Source organism: Paenibacillus faecis, assembly GCF_008084145.1.
Classification (GTDB): Bacteria; Bacillota; Bacilli; order Paenibacillales; family Paenibacillaceae; genus Fontibacillus; species Fontibacillus faecis.
This window is the reverse complement of the sequence record NZ_VSDO01000002.1, coordinates 97519-118385: the sequence shown is the minus strand read 5'-3', so window position 1 is coordinate 118385 and position 20867 is coordinate 97519. Positions and strand designations below refer to the sequence as shown.

General features: G+C 56.0%; 11 protein-coding genes. 3 read left to right on the top strand and 8 right to left on the bottom strand.

The genetic code is table 11. The features are described from left to right. Nucleotides 1–57 precede the first annotated feature (57 nt). Both FRY98_RS08430 and FRY98_RS08425 read right to left on the bottom strand, forming a co-directional pair. Nucleotides 58–1707 carry an MDR family MFS transporter gene (locus FRY98_RS08430; RefSeq protein ID WP_148451331.1) on the bottom strand — a complete coding sequence of 550 codons (1650 nt, stop codon included), beginning with the start codon at nt 1705–1707 and terminating at the stop codon, nt 58–60. Nucleotides 1708–1730: 23 nt separating this feature from the next. Continuing rightward, nucleotides 1731–2165, bottom strand: a complete 435-nt coding sequence (locus tag FRY98_RS08425) for a MarR family winged helix-turn-helix transcriptional regulator (RefSeq protein ID WP_225039195.1) — start codon at nt 2163–2165, stop codon at nt 1731–1733. A 237-nt stretch (nt 2166–2402) separates the two neighbouring features. Between FRY98_RS08425 and FRY98_RS08420 the strand changes: the two genes are divergently transcribed. After that, nucleotides 2403–2744 carry a cupin domain-containing protein gene (locus FRY98_RS08420; protein WP_148451330.1) on the top strand — a complete coding sequence of 114 codons (342 nt, stop codon included), beginning with the start codon at nt 2403–2405 and terminating at the stop codon, nt 2742–2744. Between the two features lie 103 nt (nt 2745–2847). On the opposite strand, the gene FRY98_RS08415 is transcribed toward FRY98_RS08420, so the two are convergent. From FRY98_RS08415 to FRY98_RS08405, 3 genes are all read right to left on the bottom strand, one after another. After that, nucleotides 2848–3810: a 3'-5' exoribonuclease YhaM family protein gene (locus FRY98_RS08415; RefSeq protein ID WP_148451329.1), complete on the bottom strand. Its 963-nt coding sequence runs from the start codon at nt 3808–3810 to the stop codon at nt 2848–2850. Between the two features lie 85 nt (nt 3811–3895). Beyond that, a complete protein-coding gene (locus FRY98_RS08410) occupies nt 3896–6355 on the bottom strand; it encodes a transglutaminase-like domain-containing protein (protein WP_148451328.1) in 2460 nt (819 codons plus the stop codon). Between the two features lie 274 nt (nt 6356–6629). Next, nucleotides 6630–14153: a WIAG-tail domain gene (locus tag FRY98_RS08405; protein ID WP_148451327.1), complete on the bottom strand. Its 7524-nt coding sequence runs from the start codon at nt 14151–14153 to the stop codon at nt 6630–6632. A 297-nt stretch (nt 14154–14450) separates the two neighbouring features. Here FRY98_RS08405 and FRY98_RS08400 point away from each other — a divergent pair, with 297 nt between their 5' ends. Further along, the gene (locus FRY98_RS08400; protein WP_148451326.1) at nt 14451–15725 is read left to right on the top strand and encodes an MFS transporter; all 1275 of its coding nucleotides are present in this window, start codon (nt 14451–14453) and stop codon (nt 15723–15725) included. A 527-nt stretch (nt 15726–16252) separates the two neighbouring features. Here FRY98_RS08400 and FRY98_RS08395 read toward each other — a convergent pair. Then, nucleotides 16253–18226 carry a glycoside hydrolase family 127 protein gene (locus FRY98_RS08395; protein ID WP_148451325.1) on the bottom strand — a complete coding sequence of 658 codons (1974 nt, stop codon included), beginning with the start codon at nt 18224–18226 and terminating at the stop codon, nt 16253–16255. A gap of 132 nt (nt 18227–18358) precedes the next feature. Between FRY98_RS08395 and FRY98_RS08390 the strand changes: the two genes are divergently transcribed. Then, nucleotides 18359–19237, top strand: coding sequence for a helix-turn-helix transcriptional regulator (locus FRY98_RS08390; protein WP_148451324.1), 879 nt, complete (start codon nt 18359–18361; stop codon nt 19235–19237). 61 nt (nt 19238–19298) lie between these two features. Here the strand turns inward: FRY98_RS08390 and FRY98_RS08385 are convergent, their stop codons facing one another. Continuing rightward, nucleotides 19299–19865 (bottom strand): spore coat protein, encoded by a 567-nt coding sequence (locus tag FRY98_RS08385; protein ID WP_148451323.1) that lies wholly within the window; start codon nt 19863–19865, stop codon nt 19299–19301. An 87-nt stretch (nt 19866–19952) separates the two neighbouring features. Continuing rightward, the gene (locus FRY98_RS08380) at nt 19953–20855 is read right to left on the bottom strand and encodes a hypothetical protein (RefSeq protein WP_148451322.1); all 903 of its coding nucleotides are present in this window, start codon (nt 20853–20855) and stop codon (nt 19953–19955) included. Nucleotides 20856–20867: the final 12 nt, after the last annotated feature.

Here is a 20867-nt window from a genome sequence, read left to right as displayed (position 1 = left end):
AGAAAAAGAGCAGCATGGCACTTTACAGCCACCCTGCTCTCTGATGAAATTGCTTATTTAAGCTTTTACGCCGGCCGTTTTGGAAGAAGCGCCCGCTCCTTTCGCTCCCGACACGGTTTTCGCATCCCCGCCGGCTTCAGGCGAAGCCTGATTTGACGTCCGCAGCGGAAGTTCCCTCAGGAAGAAGACCAGCACGAAGGCGACAACCAGGACCAGCGTCCCCGTCAGGAATACGACGGACAGCGTGTCGCCCAGCGCATCCCGAATTCCGGCGATCATTTGCGCGAACAATGGCTGTACATCCCCAGGCAGGCCGGCCTGCGTCTGCTCGATCAGCGGCTTGTTCATCAATGTTTGCGGATTGGCAAAAGCGGTAAGCTGTTTGGCCATCTCCGGATCCATCTTGCTGAAATCCGGGGCGCTGTCGGACTGGAGCGCGTTTTTCAGGTTGCCCTTCAAACTGTTGGACATGACCGTCCCCATCACGGCGATCCCGATCGTCCCCCCCAAGTTGCGGAACAACTGGGAGGAGGCCGTTACAACCCCAAGTTCCTTATGCGGAACCGCATTTTGCGTAGCCAGCGAGAAGACCGGCATCCCCAGGCCCAAACCGATCCCGAAGATAACCATGCTGAGCACCGCGAGCCAAATGCTGTTCATAATGACCATCAGCGCCATACCGAGAATCATTACCGGAACGCCGATCAGGGCAAATTTTTTGTACTTGCCTTGCTTTGCGATCCATTGTCCGGTCAAAGCACTCATAATAACCATAAAAATACTCATCGGCATCGTCACGTAACCGGCATATGTCGGAGTAATTCCCATAACGCCTTGCACGAAGAAGGAAATGTAAATCAGCGCACCCATCATCCCGAAGTTCATAATGAAACCGATCAGGTTGGAAATCGTGACGACATCGTTTTTAAACAGATGCATCGGCAAAATCGGGTTTTTCGATTTCAGCTCGATGATCACGAAGATGACCGCCGAGACAACCGTCGCGGCCAATAAGCCGAGAATTTGCGCGGAGCCCCACTCATATTGGGTTCCGGCCCAGGAAAAGGCCAGAAGCAGCGGTACGATCGTCGTCGTCATAAACAGGGAACCCAGATAATCGATCCCTTCCCCCTGCTTGCGTTCCACTTTTGGAAACAAAGTAAGAATCATGATAAACGCGACGACCCCGAGCGGCAGGAAAATCCAGAACAGCCAATGCCAATCCAGATGATCGACCAGATAACCGCCGAGCGTCGGGCCAACCACACTGGAAAAACCGAAGATCGCGGTCATCAAGCCCATCCATTTCCCGCGTTCGCGAGGGGCGAACAGGTCTCCGACCGCCGTAAACGCGGTGGATTGGATGATCCCGGCGCCGATCCCTTGGATCCCGCGGTAAGCGATAAACTGAAATACATCGGAAGACGTCCCCGTTAGAAAGGCGCCTGCCATAAACAGCAAAATACCGATTAAGATAAACGGCTTGCGTCCAAAAATATCGGACAGTTTGCCGACCAGGACGGTCGCGATGGTCGAAGTCAGCAAGTAAATATTGATCGTCCAGGTGTAGTAATCCATTCCGTCGAGAATGGAAATAATGCGCGGCATCGCCGTGCTCGTAATCGTTTGATTGATCGCCGCAAAAAACATGGCCGCCATAATGGCGATCATAATGGTTATTTTGCGTTTTAATGATAAGTGCTCCATACTGTCTCTCCACCTCTTGGTTCTTAGTTCTCTTTTTCCAAATAGGCAATCATCCGCGAAAAAATCCGCTTCAAATGCTGAATGTCCCCGTCGTCCAGCGTACTGAATATCGTCCGGTTCGATTCTTCCTGCCCTTGGATCACTTGGTCTACAATCTCCTTACCCAACTCGGTTACGGTTATATAAACGACTCTCCGGTCGCTATCGTCCCTGGCCCTTAGCACATATCCTTCGGACACCAGTCGATCGGTCAGCCCCGTAATGGCCGCCGAGGTAAGCCCCAGCTTTTCGGCAATGGTCGAAACCCTTTGCGGGCCGCTTCGGCTTAACATGTGCAGCATTTTAAACTGCGGAAAGCTGAGGTTGTACTCACCCCCGCGTTTGTTCCATTCTTGGGTAATGCCCCTGATCAAAGTTCTGAACATCGTCGTTACTTCGAGCAAGTCTTCTTTTTCCACCCCGGTACCCCTCCATTATTTATCCATTCCTTGATTTCCCACAGCTCCTTTCTCTATTGTATTAATTCATCTCTTAATAGTTATACAATTTAAATAATAAGCAGTAAAATATTAAAAAGCATTTATTAATATACATGGAACTCCGCACTTCGTCAAGCAACAATTGTGAAGAAAATTGATTTGAATCAAGGTTTGCTCTTCCCTGGACAGGTAGGATAAAGGCAAGGAGGGATTCACATGGAGAAAAAATCATTGGCTAGCCTGCAGGATTATCAGGAGGGGAGATTTACGAAGCGAATCGCTTTTCAAAAGGGCGAAAGCGTGGTATTTGTTTTGAACTTCCTGCCAGGGCAGCAGTTGCCCGCTCATCGGCACCCCGGGACGGACGTCTACCTTCTCGGTCTTGCGGGAGACGGAACGGTGACCGTGGACGGCGTCGAATCCGAATTGGCGAAAGGGGAAATCGTACACTTGGCGGGGGAAGAGATGTTTTCGTATACCAATTCGGGCAGTGAACCATCCTCGCTGTATGTCATTCTGACCAAAGTTCCCGAGCCCCGTTACGCCCAAAATATCTAACTTCGGCCCCGACTTTTCGATCATGATAAAAAGGCTGCCGCACCGGTGGATCATCCTCCCGTGCGGCAGCCTTATGTCGATTCAACGTATAAGTGCGGTGAATTTAACCCTGGAGTTTGGTCCGGTACACGGCCTTGTTCTCAAGCCCGCGGATCAACGGCGTCCATTCTTCCGTTTCCGGTGTCGTATTTAACGCATCCTCCACCATCTGCAGCTTTGCATCGATCGCGTCGATAAAATGCAGGGCCACCGCTTCGGCCATTTGCGGCTGAACCGGGCTCCCCCATTCACCCAGGTTGTGGTGCGACAGCACCAAATGCTGAAGGCTGAGCACTTTGGGCGACTCCAGTCCGATTCCGAGCCGGACGGCGGCCTCGGTAATCCAATTCGAGGCCATGGCGATATGCCCGACCAGCCTGCCCTGGACGCTGTATTCCGACACGATGCCGAGCTGCGCCACCATCTCTTCCGGCTTGGCGATATCATGCAGGATGATGCCGGCCTTCAACAGGTCGGCGTTTAAAAACGGGCGCTGGTTACACAGAAAATCGCCGAGCTCCAGCATCCGCACCATGTGATAGGCCAAGCCGCCGAAATAAGCGTGGTGGTGGGTCTTGGCCGCCGGAGCATGCTCCAGTTTCTCCTCCACCTTTCCCACGCAAAAACGCACGACTTCCCGGATTTCGTCATCGGCAATCCCGTTGACGACGTTCCTGATTGTCTGTACCAGCTCCTCCGACGAAATCGGCGCGGAGCGGATAAAATCCGTCAATTTCACCCCGTCTTCGGCCTTGGCCGGGCGAATTTGCAATATTTTCACCTGCAGTTTGTCCCGGTAGGTCTGTACCAATCCTTTCACCTTGACGAGCCCCATCGGAAAGAAGGTTTCCTTATCGGTCGGGGACGCATCCCACAGTTTGGCCGGCAGCTCCCCGCTGGCGTCGCATAGCATCATATCCAGATAATCCTTGGGCGGCGTGCTGTTCGTCTGTTTGATTTCCAGCGATTTCAGCAGGTAAAACCCGACAAACTCATCCTGATTCCCCAGTTGCCTGATCAATGTCACACTAGATTCCTCCATAGCAATGATAGTTTCATTATACTACGGCAAGAAGCGGATGACATGCTTGGCTCCCGGGTGGACGCATCTACTATGGATAAATCACCACATAATTCTCCATTTCGTAGTAATCCGCAGACTCCGCGAGTTCCGGCGAAATTTGATAAAACGTATCCGAGGCGGCCTCCATCAAGTCATCTTCATCCAGATTGGAGGCGACACGGAGCGAAATAACTTCGTCCCCCCGCTGCAAACCGGCGGCCAGTTTCTTTTTGAACTCCGCCAGCGTTTTGGCTTCAAGGCCATGGGAGACATAATAATCCCGGGAGTTTGATTTGCCGGCGTAATCGCTCAACTCGCTGTCCAAAACATAGTCCTCGTCGAAATGAAACTTCAGCTTTTCGGCCAATTGATCACTGGCATTATACAAAAAATAAGGTACCCCCGCATTCGTGGCGCCGTTTGTCGCATCGACATTCAGCCAGTCCTCGCCGATGCGGACTTTGTTCCAGGCATGGGGGATATCGTCCAGCGTCCCGGTAACGACGATGCTTTCCAAGCCAGCCAAATCTCCAAGCAGCTTGAAGGCATAAGCGTAGCTCATGCAGACCCCCTTCTGCTTGACCAAAACGCCGTAGGGGGTATAAGCGTCGGAGAATTGATCATCGACATATTCAAAATCGTGAGCTTTCGAATTTTTGTAAGCTTCGTCGTCGTAAACGGCATTGTCGTTCAAATAATCGTAGATGGCCAACCGTTTGTCTTCATCGGTCATCCCTTCCTTGATCATAGAAGACAAAATGAGTCTTGCCGCCTTCAGCGTTTCGGCTTGTTTCTCCTTGATCGTCCGCTGCGAATCATGGTAATTCACGATAAGGGATTCGCTGAAATAGCTGTATCTGTAACTTTTGACGCCGAGAATCATCGGGTTTTGATAATACACTTTATTCAGCGCATCGAAGAGCTGGTCCTCATCCTCGGCTTCGGGAAAAGCGCGAAGCGGTATTTTTCGTTGGCCGTCGATCATGAATCTGGCCAGGTACTCTTCCAGGGCCGAATCCGCGTGAATATTCACTTGCTTCAGGATGGGCGGATCCGGAACGAGCTGACGATCCCAACGTTTGCGTTCGGTCGTGCCTTTATTCTCCTCGGGAAACCGTTCCTTCCAAGTCTTGACTTCGATTTGAGGCTCCGAAGACGTCTCGTCGTCCAGAAGGAACGCCTCCAATTCCGCTTCGGGAACACTTTCCTGCCGACTCTCCAACATCCGGATTTCCCGATCCGTCGGGCGGTCGTAAAAGCTCAACCAGCCTCTTAAGGCCGTTCCCAAAACTCTGTAATACAAACGGTCGGAGGCCTCTCCTTCATCCGGGGATGACAGCCGCGCCGTATCGTAGACGATTCTTCGGCTTGTCACACTTCCATCCACATTCTCGACGTCCACCTTTTCCGGCAGATCGTCCAGACTCCGGAAGCCCAACAACCGGTTCGAGGCCTCCTTGGTCAATCGGGACGGAAGCTTCTCCAGCAGCGGGTACGTTTGAACCGTTTCGCTGAAGTTGGATTCGCTTTTCCCTCTGACGGCCGTCACGTAATAGTTTCCGCTCACCATTAAGTTTTGGGAAGAAACCCTATCCCTGGAGGAGAAGTAACTCAACCCTCCTTTGCCATCCATCATAAAATCATCAAATTCGGTATGCGTCGTGACTCCGATTAAAATCGGATAGTTATCTTTAAACCCTTCCTCGGCACCGGTTTTGGGAAGCTGTTTCTTCCCTTCGCCGGCCAGACCGGCCATATCGTTGTAGATATGATAGACCTCAGCTCCTTCCACCGGGTTCCAGGTCAGCTTTAATCGCCCTTCCCCGTCAATCTGAGCGGCAACCTTCGGCGCGGGCAGCGCCGACTTCACCGTAAAGGGAACAACGATCGGCGAATCCAGGTGAACAGGCTTGGCCGAGTTCATGTCGTAATTAATGCGGATATAGTATTTGGGGGCGTTTCCCCACATATTTTCGCCGGCCCGATACGTATAATTTGAGGTCAAAACACCGTATAGGGACGGGGACAGTACGACCCTGGAACCGGAGTTTGCTTCCTCCGCAAATTCGGCCCGGTAATCGACCCTGCTCTCGGGAAGAACCTTCGGATCGGTATGTACGGATACGATATCTTCGGGGCGCAGCTCTTCTCCGAAGAAAGTTTTGAACGTTATGTAAAAGTGTTCGTCGGGTTCCACCCGAGCCAAAGACGCAGGCCCTCGAATCTCGGCGTGGGCGCTGCTGTATTTGTTCTTTAAATCGGCAACCGTTAAATTTCCGGTTATCGGCGCCGCTTCGGAATCGGCATTCCTTTTGGGTTCGGGTCTAGTCTCCTGCGTACTTTGTTCCGGTTTGGTTTCCGGGGCATTCGCTTTCTCCTTGATTGGCTGAAGGATCGCCGCGGTCTCCCTTACGAGATCCTCCGCCATTCGATCCGCCCACTGACAACCGGCCAGAATCCAGCAGCACAGAATGACAAACCCTAGTTTTCTCCAGGCGAGCCCATGCACGTCGCTCCCCCCGCTCTATATGTAATAAAGTTATTATACAAAAGAAAGGGAAATACTGTATATAATCTGAACGGCTCTAATTTTGTCGTTTTCGACAGACTCCTATCCGATTCGACAGGAACGTTACCCGCCCGTTTCATCCCGCGACCGCATCTAAATAGCGAGGCGGGACAATTCCACCATCCTTGCGACTGGTTCTTAAGACCTAATTTCTTTTGAAACGTAAGGCGGCCGCGCGGAGTTCCCGGCGCGGCCGCCCTGTTCCTTGTTCGTGTTAATCTAATGAGCCAATTGCAATCCATGTGATGTAACCGTAATTAAAGTGGCTTTCTTTCAACCTCGAGATCTCCACCACCGCCAATTCCCGGGACTGTTCCTTTATGGTGACATAATAAGCGGGTTGATTGGTCATCGCGACAAGCACATAATGTTCATTGGGATAAGGCTCCTCAAACATGACGGTAACATCGGCGGAAGTCTCGTTTCTGGAAAGCAAGAACGGACACATGCCGAACTGCTGAAGTGTCGGATGCCCGGAAGGGGCTTGAACGGGAGTAAAGCTCAAATGCTCGGGCCGGACCGCGCCGGGCTGAATTTTCCCCGCGCCGACCGACGCCTCGCCCAGGTGCTCTTCAAGGACGGCTCCCTCTGAGAGGTGCCGGCTGTCTACGGCATTGGCTTGAAGATGGCTATTGCCTACAGCATCGGAAGCAAGCTTTTCGGTCGTCACTGCCCCAGCCTGTAAATGACCGCTCCCGATCGAGCCGGGTTGTAAATCTCCACCGCTTAGCCCCTCCTGCGGCAGCAAGCCGTCCCGCTGCAATTCGGCCGATAGCTGCCATGACTCCACACTGTTTGGAGCGATGTGCCGCGTCTGTACCGATTCTTCCGCCAGATGGCCGGAGTCCACCGATTCCGCCGACAAGTGTTGTCGCTGTACCGCACCGTCCCCGATATGCTGCTCCTGCACCGAGCCCGCCGTCAAATGGCGGCTGTATACGGCGTTTCTCTGTAAATGGATCGATCCTACCGCGTCTTCGCCAAGCGTCTCGCTATTGACAGCTCCCGGCTGGAAATGATGCGAGCCGATCGAGCCCTCCTTCAATTGCTCCCCGCCAATTCCATCCTGCGGCAGCAGACCATCACGCTGCAATTCGGCGGACAACTGCCATGACTCCACGCTGTTTGGAGCAATGTGCCGCGTCTGAACCGATTCTTCGGCCAGATGGCCAGAGTCCACCGATTCCGCCGACAGGTGTTGACGCTGCACCGCACCGTTCCCGATATGCTGCTCCCGCACGGAGCCTATCGACAGATGACGGCTGTTCACGGCATTAGCTTGCAGGTGGTCCTGGCCTACAGCCCCGGCACCAAGCAACTCCGCATTGACGGCTCCCGGCTGGAGATGATGCGAGCCGATCGAGCCCTCCTTCAGCTGCTCTCCGCCGATTCCCTCCTGAGGCAGCAGACCGTCACGCTGCAACTCGGCGGACAACTGCCATGATTCCACGCTGTTTGGAGCGATGTGCCGCGTCTGTACAGCTTCATCCGCCAGATGACCGGAGTCCACTGATTCAGCCGACAGGTGCTTACGCTGCACCGCACCGTTCCCGATATGCTGCTCCTGCACGGAGCCCGCCGTCAAATGGCGGCTGTTCACGGCGTTGGCTTGCAGGTGGTCCGGGCCTACAGCCTCGGCACCAAGCAACTCCGCGTTGACAGTTCCCGGCTGGAGATGATGCGAGCCGATTGATCCGGCCGTCAAATGGCGGCTATATACGGCGTTGGCTTGCAGGTGGTCCGGACCTACCGACTCGGCATCAAGCAACTCGGCATTGACGGCTCCCGGCTGGAGATGATGCGAGCCGATTGATCCGGCCGTCAAATGACGGCTATATACGGCGTTGGCTTGCAGGTGGTCCGGACCTACCGACCCGGCATCAAGCAACTCGGCATTGACGGCTCCCGGCTGGAGATGATGCGAGCCGATCGAGCCCGCCTGTAGCTGCTCTCCGCCGATTCCCTCCTGCGGCAGCAGACCGTCCCGCTGCAATTCGGCGGACAGCTGCCATGATTCCACACTGTTTGGAGCAATGTGCCGCGTCTGAACAGCTTCATCCGCCAGATGACCGGAGTCCACTGATTCCGCCGACAGGTGCTGACGCCGCACCGCGCCGTTCCCGATATGCTGCTCCCGTACCGAGCCCATCGACAGATGACGGCTGTTCACGGCGTTAGCTTGCAGGTGGTCCGGGCCTACCGACTCGGCACCAAGCAACTCGGCATTGACGGCTCCCGGCTGGAGATGATGCGAACCGATCGAGCCTGCCGTCAAATGACGGCTATAAACGGCGTTGGTTTGCAGGTGGTCCGGGCCTACCGACTCGGCACCAAGCAACTCCGCGTTGACAACTCCCGGCTGGAGATGGTGCGAGCCGATCGAGCCCGCCTTCAATTGCTCTCCGCCGATTCCATCCTGTGGCAGCAAGCCGTCCCGCTGCAATTCGGCCGACAGATGCCAGGACTCCACACTGTTTGGAGCGATGTGCCGCGTCTGCACCGCTTCATCCGCCAGATGACCGGAGTCCACTGCTTCCGCCGACAGGTGCTTACGCTGCACCGCACCATTCCCGATATGCTGCTCCTGCACCAAGCCCGCCGTCAAATGGCGGCTGTACACGGCGTTGGCTTGCAGGTGGTCCGGGCCTACCGACTCGGCACCAAGCAACTTCGCGTTGACAGCTCCCGGCTGGAGATGATGCGGACCGATCGAGCCCGCCTTCAATTGCTCTCCGTCGATTCCCTCCTGCGGCAGCAAGCCGTCTCGCTGCAATTCGGCGGACAACTGCCAGGACTCCACACTGTTTGGAGCAATGTGCCGCGTCTGCACCGCTTCATCCGCCAGATGGCCGGAGTCTACCGATTCCGCCGACAGATGCTGGCGCTGCACCGCGCCGTCCCCGATATGGTGTTCCTGCACCGAGCCCATCGACAGATGACGCCCATTCACAGCGTTGGATTGCAGGTGGTCCGAGCCTACCGACTCGTTACCAAGCAGCTCCGCATTCAACGCTCCCGGCTGAAGATGATGCGAACCGATCGAACCCGCTTGGATTTGCTCCCCGCCGATTCCCTCCTGCGGCAGCAGACCGTCCCGCTGCAATTCCGCCGACAACTGCCAGGACTCCACGCTGTTTGGAGCGATGTGCCGCGTCTGAACAGCTTCATCCGCCAGATGGCCGGAGTCCACCGATTCAGCCGACAGATGCTTACGCTGCACCGCACCGTCCCCGATATGCTGCTCCTGCACGGAGCCCGCCGTCAGATGGCGGCCGTACACGGCGCTTCTCTGCAGGTGGTCCGGGCCTACCGACTCGGCACCAAGCAACTCCGCGTTGACAACTCCCGGCTGGAGATGATGCGAGCCGATCGAGCCCGCCTTCAATTGCTCTCCGTCGATTCCCTCCTGCGGCAGCAAGCCGTCACGCTGCAACTCGGCCGACAACTGCCAGGACTCCACGCTGTTTGGAGCGATGTGCCGCGTCTGCACCGCTTCATCCGCCAGGTGGCCGGAGTCCACCGATTCGGCCGACAGATGCTGGCGCTGCACCGCACCGTCCCCGATATGCTGCTCCTGCACGGAGCCCGCCGTCAAATGGCGGCCGTACACGGCGTTAGCTTGCAGGTGGTCCGGGCCTACCGACTCGGCACCAAGCAACTCCGCGTTGACAGCTCCTGGTTGGAGATGATGCGAACCGATTGATCCGGCCGTCAAATGGCGGCTATATATAGCGTTGGCTTGCAGGTGGTCCGGACCTACCGCTTTGGCACCAAGCAGTTCCGCGTTGACAGCTCCCGGCTCGAGATGATGCGAACCGATCGAGCCCGCTTGGATTTGCTCTCCGCCGATGCCCTCCTGCGGCAGCAAGCCGTCCCGCTGCAATTCCGCCGACAACTGCCATGACTCCACGCTGTTTGGAGCGATGTGCCGCGTCTGCACCGCTTCATCCGCCAGATGGCCGGAGTCCACCGATTCCGCCGACAGATGCTTACGCTGCACCGCACCGTCCCCGATGTGCTGCTCCTGCACGGAGCCCGCCGTCAAATGACGGCCGTACACGGCGTTGGCTTGCAGGTGGTCCGGGCCCACAGCCTCGACACCGATCGTCACCGAAGTTACCGCTCCGGGTTGAAGATGGTGCGGGCTGATCAATCCCGCTTGCAGTTGGTCTCCTCCGATCCCTGACGACGGCAGTAGACCGTCCCGCTGCAGTTCGGCCGATAAATGCCGGGTTTCCACGCTGCCGGGAGAAATATGCCGCGTTTGTACCGCTTCGTCGGCCAGATGGCCCGCTTCAACCGCTTCCGCCGACAGGTGTTGACGCTGGACGGCGCCGTTCCCGAGCTGCTGTTCACGCACCGAGCCTGCCGACAGATGATGGCCGTAAACGGCATTGGCTTGCAGATGGTCCGGACCTACCGCCTCGGCACCGAGCGTCGCGGAGGTTACCGCTCCCGGTTGGAGATGATGCGGACCGATCGAGCCCGCTTGCAATTGTTCTCCGCCGATCCCCGCCTGCGGCAGCAGACCGTCCCGCTGCAATTCCGCCGACAACTGCCAGGTTTCCACGCTGCCGGGAGAGATATGCCGCGATTGCACCGCTTCGTCGGCCAAATGGCCCGCTTCAACCAGTTCCGCCGACAGGTGCTGACGATGCACCGCACCATTCCCGATATGATGTTCCTGGACCGAGCCCGCCGTCAGATGATGCCCGTAAACGGCATCGGCTTGCAGGTGGTACGGGCCTACCGCTCCGGCTCCAAGCGTCTCGGCGTTCACCGTCCCCGGCTGGAGATGATGCGGACCGATCGAGCCCGCTTGGATTTGCTCTCCGCCGATTCCCGATGCAGGCAGCAGACCGTCCCGCTGTAATTCGGCCGATAATTGCCGGAACGAAACCGCGTTCTCACCGATATGCCCCGATTGCACCGCATCTTCGGCGATATGAACGGCATCGATAATCCCTTTCGCCAAGTGGTGGGAATGGATGTTTCCCGACGACACATGCTGGCTTTGCACCGCTTCATCCATAATGTGATAGCACTGCACCGCCTGCAATTTCAAATGCAGCGCGCCCACGGATTCATTTTGCAAAATCGTCCCGTCCACACTGCCCTTTTGCAAATGGGATTTGCGAATCGAGCCGGCCTGAAGATCGTCGCTGCCGATCCCGCCAACGGGGAGCAGACCGTTCTCCTGCAGCTCGGGGGCCAAATGGTCGATAGCGACGGCATGGGTTTGCAGATGCCGGCCGGTCACGACCTGTTCTCCAAGCAAGCGGCCATCGATGCTTCCGTCGGCCACATGACGCGCATTCACCGCGCCCTCGGCGAGATGCTCCCCAAGGATAGCCGCCTCCGCCAAGTGGTGGCTTTGCACGGTATCGGGACGAAGATGGGCCGGACCCACCGCCTGTTCCTGGAGGACTTCCCCGTCGACAATCCCCTTCTGCAGATGGGCTCGTTGAATGGAAGACGGCTGGAGATCCGCCCCGCCGATGCCGTTCTCCGGCAGAACCCCTTCCTGCTTCAGCCCCTCGGACAAATGTTCCTTGGTGATCTCCCCGTTTCCGATATGACGGGATTCCACCGCACCGGTCGCCAGGTGAGCGCCAGAAACGCTGCTTTCTTCCAAATGCTCGGGGCGAACCGATCCCGCCGCCAATTTGGCTGCGGTGACGGACTCATTTTGCAGCACCCGTTCGGAAATGGAAGCCTCGGCCAAATGAAACTCCTGAACCGCCGCCGGTTGAATCTGCCCCGATCCCACGGCGTTGGCGTCCAAGTGCCTAACTTTCACAACAGCGTCGGCCAAACTTTCGGCCTGCACCGCACCCGGTGACAAGTGCCGTGATTCCAAAGCCCCGGAAGCGATTTTTGAAGCGGTGATGCTCCCGTCGGCCAATTTGGGAGCCGTCACGGCCAGGTCGTTCAGCTTGTCGGTCGTTACGCTTTCGGGAGAAAGCTTTAAGGAAGTCACCGCGAAGTCCTGCAAATGCCGGGAAAATATCGTCCCGTCTCCAAGATGCTCTTCCCGAATGCTCCCTTCCTGAAGCGCGCTTCCGTCAATGCTGCGATCCGCCAGATGCGATCTATGGATGGCCTCCGACCGGATATGCCCGGAAGTTACCTGTTCCTGGCCGATCGCCCGGCTGCTGACCGAGCCGTCGGCCAGCTTGCTCTCGGTAATGGCGCCGTCCGTTAGTTTGGCGCCGGTTATGCTGCCCGTCTGCAAATGCCGTCCGGTCACCGAATCGGCGGCGAGCAGCCCTTCGGAAATCGCGGCTGGCGCTATTTTATCTCCCGTTACGGTTCCGGCCGCCAAATGCCAGCCCTGTATCGCTTCGAAGGCGACTTTTTCCCCGTTTACCGAACCGGGAGTCAAATGGAGCGTCGTTACCGACTCGGGAGCAAGCTGCGGGCCGTGAACGGCGGACTTGGCGAGATGTCGGGTCTGCACGGCTTCATCGGCGATTTTGCTCGGCAGAATGCTCTGATCCGTTATTTTGGAAGAGGTTACCGCCTGATCCACCAATTGCGACGTTCCTATGGATTGATCCGCCAGTTTCGTGGACTGGATGCTTTTGTCGGCCAAATGTCTTCCATGAATCTCGCCTTTGCCGATTTGCCGCTCCCCGATGCTGCCCGGCTGAAGATGTTCGGCGTGCACCGCCCCCGGGGATAGATGCCGGGCTTCAATGCTCCGGTCCGCCAAATGTCCGGATTTGACGCTGTCTTCGCTTAGCTGCTCGGCCCCCACGCTTGAAGGCCCCAAATGTTCGCGGCCGATCATGCCCGGAGCCAGATGTTGAACCGTAATGGCGTTCTCGGCCAAATGGCGGCTTTCTATGGAGCCTGCCTGCAACTTGTCACCCGTCACAGCCCCGTCGCGGAGCTTGGAAGACGTCACGGAGAAATCGCCCAGTTTCGAATTGTCGACCGCTCCGTTCTCCAGATGGATGGATTTGACGGAACCGCTGCAGATTTTTTCGGAGGTCACCGCCTGGTCCTGAAGCAGATCGGTCGTGACGATCCATTCGCTTAAGTGGCGGCTCTCTATGGAGCCGTCCGCCAGTTTATTGCCATTAATGATCCCGTCGGCCAGCTTATCTACAGTGACGCTTCCGTCTTCCAATTTGCTGCCGCTGATGGAACGGTCACGGATGTTCCGTCCTTCCACCGCTCCGTCAACCAAATGATCGCCGCGGATGGCCAAAGGCGCTATTTTGGACCCGCTGACCGCACCGTCGGCGATTTTGCTGCCGAGCACCGAATAATCGGCAATCCATGCCGAACCGACCGTACCGAATTTCAGCTTGGTGGCGTCGATCGTATAGGGCGCGATTTTGTCTCCGGTTACGGCGTATTCCGTGATATCATCCGTATAGATAATTCCTTTTGAGGAAGCCGTAGCTTTTTTTTCAGCTAATATGACTTCCAATTGCTCTTCCCGCTCCTCAGTCAAAAAATCCGCTTCTTTGTCGGAATTACCCTTTGACGCTTGTTCCTCTACAAAAACCTCCTTCACCGGAGGTTGCGGAGGAGCGTAGATCGTTTGGTGAATTTTCATCTCCCGCGTTGGCTCGTTCGTAACTTCCTCCTTTCTGACCTCGGTTTCCTCCAACATCATTAACTCGTCAATATCCGGGTTATCTACGAAATAGAGCGACTTTCTCGCTCTGCTACCGGTTCTCGTGGTTTTGATTCGCTTTTTCAGAGCCGTCCTCCCCTTTGCCACAATGATGATCGTCTTAGGCATCATATGCGGAAGACTGGGCCCTTGTCACAGCAACTCACGCCCACCCGTAAGAAAAAAAGAAACGTCCATTCGGCGTAATCGCAAAGGTGACAGAACCGCGAAGATCAGCAGCTTTACACGCGGATCTATCCATCGCTTTCACTCCCCCTCCGATCGCTTTACAATTCATCTTCGGTAAAAGTGGAAATCCAACGCGCCAAACCTTCCATTTTTCTCGCCGGTCCCGGGAGCTACAATGGAACAAGTTTAATTGATTTGATTGTTGGAGGTAGCCGCATGAATAACGACTTTAATCCCGCTTTACAAACTGAGCCGGCCGAATCGCTAGGCCACACTTCGTCCTCGCTAAACGTATCCAACAGGCTAGAGTCCAGCCGCCCTTTTCTCGTGATTCTTTGCAGCGTGCTGCTTTTGTCATTCGGCAGTAAGCTGTATGAAATCATATTACCGTTGATGATGTATGACATCACGCATTCCTCCGTGGCGATGTCCAGTATGAAAACCGCCGAATTGCTGCCGAATTTCTTCTTCGCGTTGTTCATCGGCGTACTGGTGGACCGTGTCGACAAAAAGCGCTGGGTACTCTGGATGATCGGTCTTCAGGCGTTGCTTCTGATCGGATTCGTTCTGTTTTTCCGCTCGGGCACCCATGTGCTGCCGCTGTATTACACGATCGGCTTTTTGCTGATGACGTTCAATTACGGTTACTTCAACGCCCAGACCAGCCTGACCAAGCTGACCGTACCTACGCACCGGCTTACCTCGGCAAACGCCAAATTATCCTTTGCCGAAACGCTCGTCGGCATCATGGGGCCGGCGTTGTCGGCCATGATCCTGCTGCTGCCGGACATTTCCGACGGGCTGCTGATCACCGCGGGCTGTTACGGCTTGTGCATGCTTCTGTTCACCCGGCTCCGCCTGGAAGAGAAGCATGCCGATGGCGGAACGCGGCCCAGCTTGGCCAAGGCGTTTACGGAAGGCTGGACCGCCTTCAAAAGTAACACCCCACTGTGGATGATGACCGTCTTCGTCATCTTTCTGAATTGCAGCTCGACCGTGGTCAACACGACCGTGATTTTTTTCGCCAAAGATGAATTGAAGCTGTCTTCCTCGGGGTTGGCCGTCGTCCTGTCGGCAGCCGGAGTGGGGGGACTTGCGGCCAGTCTCTTCATGGGAAAAATGCGCCTGCGCCTCGGTCTCGGCAAACTGTACGCCGCGTCCATCCTTATCAGCGGCGCAGGTTATCTGCTGTTATTCCTTACCGACGGACTGCCGGTATTCTTAATCGCCTTGTTTTTGACCGGGCTGGGCTCGACCGTCCACAGTGTCTGCGTTTACTCCTTTCGGCAGGAGCAAACCCCGGCTCCGTTAATGGGCCGGATCGCGGGCATTACCGGCACTTTGTTCCGGGTCGGCATGCCGATTGCCGTGTATGCTTCCGGATGGATCATTGCCTGGTACGGCTCGGCGGTCGTTTTTCTAGGCTGCGCCGTTTGGAATCTCGTCGTACTGCTGGTATTGCTGCGGACCCGCTTGCGGGGATTACAATAGTCTGTAGACTGACCACTCTCTATATTGCCTCAATCGGACATTTCGCCTCGGCCGGGCGGACCAAATCCGACGCCTTGAAATTCCCCTAGCCGCCCTCTGCGATAGGTAGGTGCCTTTTGGGCACTGGCGTTGCATGAAACCTGACCTGGTGCCGCCTATTCGCAATCTCTCTTGCCGCCGGCTATAATAGCGGCGTTTTGGGCCGTTATTTCGACCCAATTTGCGTTTTAGGGAAAAATAGCGGCCAAAAAGGACCTTATTTCACTGATACGGGTCCAAAAATCAGGTTTCGGCCCGCTTTTCCCTAAAATAAGGCCCCAAATGACCGCTATTTCTCACCGAAGGGACAAATTCGACAAAATAACGCCTCAAAAAGCCCTTATCCTCCCGTCCGGCTGTCAAAAGGTCTCAGGCTACCGCTCGTTCAGCATCCACACCCCGCCATGCCGACCGCCAAAACGCAAAAATGCCCGACCGCCGCACACTCGGGCGGCAATCGGGCCTGTTTCCTTCACCTATTCGCTCTGTTAACGCTCTCTGACCCACACGGTCATTTCGCCTTCGCCCCGGTTGGCCCAGGCGTAGTACGGGATGAACTTCACCGGGTGCGGCTTCGTCCCTGGGACGGCTTCCGGGCTGTAGAGCCCGTTCGTCCAATCCTCTTCGCGAAGCTTCTCGGCCTCGGACCGAACGGTGACCACGCCGCCGAGAAGCTGTTCCTCCCGAACCGCCGTAAGCTCCGCCTCGCGAGGCAGCACGATCTCGTGCAGGTTGGCGCCGTTGTCGGCCTCCTCGAGGCAGTAGACGAGCGGGCCTCTTTGCAGCGCGACTTTTCCGGCGTTCGCGCGGACCAGCGGATGGCTGTAAATCCGCTGCACCGGCATTTCCAGATCCAGCTCCACAACATCGCCGGCCGCCCATTCCCGCTCGATCCGCACATACCCGTTTACGACGGTTTGATCGTTCAGCGGATAGGCCGAACCGTTGAGTTTGAGCGACGCGCGCTTGCACCAGCCCGGAATCCGCAACGCCAGCGCGAACGATCCCGCTGCCCCATCCGGCTCTACTTCCAGCCGAATCTTGCCGTCCCACGGATAATTCGACGCCTGCTTCAACTTCACTTTACCGCCGCCTACTTCCAACTGCGCCTCGCCGCCGATATAAAGATGAGTATATAGGGTGCCTTCGTGCACGGTATAAATATACTCGCCCAAGGAGGCCAACAAGCGGGCGACATTCGGAGGGCAGCAGGCGCACCCGAACCATTCCTGGCGTACCGGTTTGATATGGTCGTACTTGCGGTTGGCCCCTCCGCACGCTTTAGGGTCCACTTCCAGCGGGTTGACGTAGAAGAAGTGCTTCCCGTCCCGGGACATGCCCCCAACCACCGTATTGTACAAGGCGCGTTCCATCACGTCGGCAAACGGCGCTTCCGGCGAGATCCGCAGCATCCGTTGGGCGAAAAAGATCAGGCCGATAGAGGCGCAGGTCTCCGCATAGACCGTATCGTTCGGCAAATCGTAGTCGAAGGAGAAGGCTTCGCCCTGCGGCATGGAGCCCACGCCGCCCGTGATGTACATCTGCCGGGTGACGATGTTGTCCCACAGGCGCCGGCACGCGGCAAACAGGCTGTCGTCACCCGTTTCGGCGGCGACATCGGCCATGCCGGTCAGCATGTAGAGCAGGCGGACGGCGTGCCCGATCGCTTTATCCTGTTCCCGCACCGGGACATGGGACTGGCTGTATTCCAAATCCAGCGCCACATTGCCCGGCCAGTGGGTCTTGCCTCCGCGCTCCTCCAGCTGAATGGCATAGAAGCTCGGCTTCTGTCCCCGCTGATCCACAAAATAACGGCCGAGCCGCAGATAGCGCTCATTCCCCGTCGCCTGATACAGCTTGATCAAAGCGAGCTCGATCTCCTGGTGGCCGTCGTACCCCGCCAGCTTCCCCGGATCGGTGCCGAACACGCTGTCGATATGATCGGCGAAGCGGCTGACGACGTCGAGCAGCTTTCTTTTTCCGGTGGCCCGGTAGTAAGCTACGCCCGCTTCGATCATATGACCGGCACAGTACAGCTCATGGCACTCCGCCAGGTTGGTCCAGCGCTGCCCCGGCTCCTTGATCGTGAAATAGGTGTTGAGATAGCCGTCCTCCTGTTGAGCCATCGCGATGATATCGATCAAACCGTCGGCGATGTCCTCCAATGCCGGATCGGGTTTCGATTCCAGCAAATAAGCTACCGCTTCCAGCCATTTGGCGATATCGCTGTCCTGAAAGACCATCCCATAAAAATCGCCCTGCTCCAGCCCCGCCGCTATTTTAAAATTCCGTACGGCTCCGCTCGGTTCCGCACTGTTGACCCGGTCGTTCAAGGCGTCCCACTGATAGGGGACCACGACATCCCGTACCAGATTAATATAGTAACTCCAAAATTCATCCTGAATGTGCACCTGATGCAGCGGCACTCGAGCCGCGTAAGCCGTATTCGCGCTTTTGACCATCTTGGAGACTCCTCCTTTTATCGAAAAATCATACTGACAGATTTCATTCTAGCTTATATATTTAATAAATAATATAAGCGCTTCCAACCTGTTGTTTATAATATTTCACACAAACCAAGGAGGAGAGACCCGATGATCAAAGCCGCCGATATCGTTCATATTCCGGCCCCGCCCGCTCCCTATTTTCTGGAATGCGGTCATACGGTCTACGCCGCTGGAGACCAGCATCCGAACCGGAAAAATCTCGGCGTATTCGACCTGCTTTTGGTGGAGCAAGGGACCCTGTTTATTGGGGAGGAAGAGAAACGCTGGGAGCTGGGGCCGGGGGAAACGCTGCTGCTGCTGCCGGACCGCTACCATTACGGGTTCAAACCTTGCGAAGACCGCTGCTCCTTCTACTGGCTTCATTTCCAAACCGTATGTCCCTGGCAGGAATCGGCCGCGGGAAGCTTGCCGGCTCTCTATCAGCCTGAGGAGCATATCCGGATCTACGGGACGGCGCCTTATTCCATTCAGCTCCCGAAGCACTGGCATCTGCCTTATCCCGCTCAAACCTACCGCTTAATGGACAAGCTGCTTGCCTATACGACCGAGCGTCAATCGAGCGCTTATTGGTCCGGTCAACAGACGTTCGACGAACTGGTCCGCATGATGGACTTACGCCAACTGGAGCAGTATGCCTCTCCCGTCGTCACTGTGGCCGAACAGACGGAGGCGTATATCAAAAACCACTATCGTTCCGAAATTACCGGCGAAACCTTGTCCGAAGCCCTTCATTTTCACTATAACTACATAACGCGGTGCCTAAAGCAGGTTTACGGCATGACCCCGCATGAATATTTGCTGCACTACCGTTTGGAGCAGGCCAAACTGCTGCTGCTGAAAACCGAATGGCCGGTGTCCGAAATCGCCAAGTATGTCGGGTTCCGGCATGCTCCTTATTTCTCCAACCGGTTTACGATTAAGAACGGCTGTTCACCGCAAAAGTTCCGCAAACAGTACTCCCAATAAAAAAAACGGCCCGCCCTTTCACTTGGAAAGAACGGGCCGTTTTTGCGGCATAAACCGTCTGTTAACGATACACACTCATCGGCTCGTGATAAGGCACCTCGCGATACATTTGGCCCATGGTCTGCAAAGTTTGGTCCGGAGCCGTGGCCATCATGTACCAGCCTTTACGAACCATATAGTTCCATACCTCATAAGCCTGATGAGAACACATCCGGAACGCGTCCTCCAGAAAGACTCTCAATTGAACCGTCGAGCATTCGAAGGCGGACCAGGCATACTCCCGTCCGCTCCGCTTCAGGGTCAACAGGTACGAAGTCGCAATCCCCCTGTCGTCCAGGCCCGTCAACTTGACTTGAGGCTGGACCGGGGTGTAAGTTCCGGGGGTAGGCATGCCCGGTGTCATCGTCAATTGCGGTACGTTCAGTTGGTCCCGGGAACCGTGCCGGTTCGTCGCAAACTCCACTTTCATATTGTAATCCTGAACATGGACGGCGTAATGGCGGGAAATCATCTCCCGAAGTTCCGGATCCTGCGCCTGGTTTAGAAACAAGGCCATACTTTGGATGGAATTGGTGCAGCCGAGCAGGAGTTCGTTGAGTTCATGGGCTTCATGAGCGCCTAGAAGCAATGGTTTTCTTCCTTTCGTCCTGGGATTAGGATAGCTTCATCCTCGTATAGTGTCCCAACCCCTTGACGAAATATTCTTAGAAAAGCCCTACCGGTTCACAATCGTATTCAGCGAAGCGAAGGCCAGCGGGCCAAAGCCCTCCGAAGCTTCGCCGTGCGGCATGTTTATTTTGAACACATACCCTTGGCCGTCCACTTCTTTAAGGATGTACTCCTTGGTTACCTTCTCGCCGCCGGCAACCAGAAACAGCGACGCGTCCCGCATGGAAGCATGGATTTGTTCGCCTTTCCGCTCTTCGACCTTGCCGGTTTCGGCCATTTCTTGTTTGGCCTCCGCCGTAATTTGGTCCAGGCTGTAATCGGACGGCAGCTTGACGATTTCGACGAAATAATCGTTGTCGTAATCCATCTTTAACTTGTTCTCCTTAGCATCGAAGGTAAAGCCGTCAAAAGCGTATAAGGCATAGTCACTGCCTTCAACCAGCTTGGCGGTTCGTCCCTCCTTCATGCCCTCAAGTTCGACCTCAATGGTGCGCTCGGCCGGCAAATCCCCCGCGGAGGCTTGCCCGGCGGAGCCGGACTTGGACGGATTTTCCCCGCCCGTTTTGGCCAGTTTGGTGATCGTCTTCTGGATCAGGGAATCGTCTCCCTCAACCTTTTCCTCCACATATTCAAATTCGACGGACTCCTCCGGCTTTAATCCGGCGGCCAGTTCCTGTACATCCTGATTCAATTGGAAGGCTTCCGGGCTCCCATCCACCTGGATTTCGGCGGAATGATTGTCGATCAGGCCAACCCAGACCCCTTTTCCCTGCTTCGCTTCCATTGATGTCTCCGAGTCGTTCCGATTTGGTTCCGCATGGTCTGTGTCGGCTTGATTCGCGGGCGGAGCGGTCTTCTCCGGGGCGTTGTTCTTTCCGCTGCAGGCGGCCAGCGAAAGTGCGAGTACGGCCACTAGGGCGGAAATGAGCCATTTCTTGTGTCTGATCAATAGTAACACCTC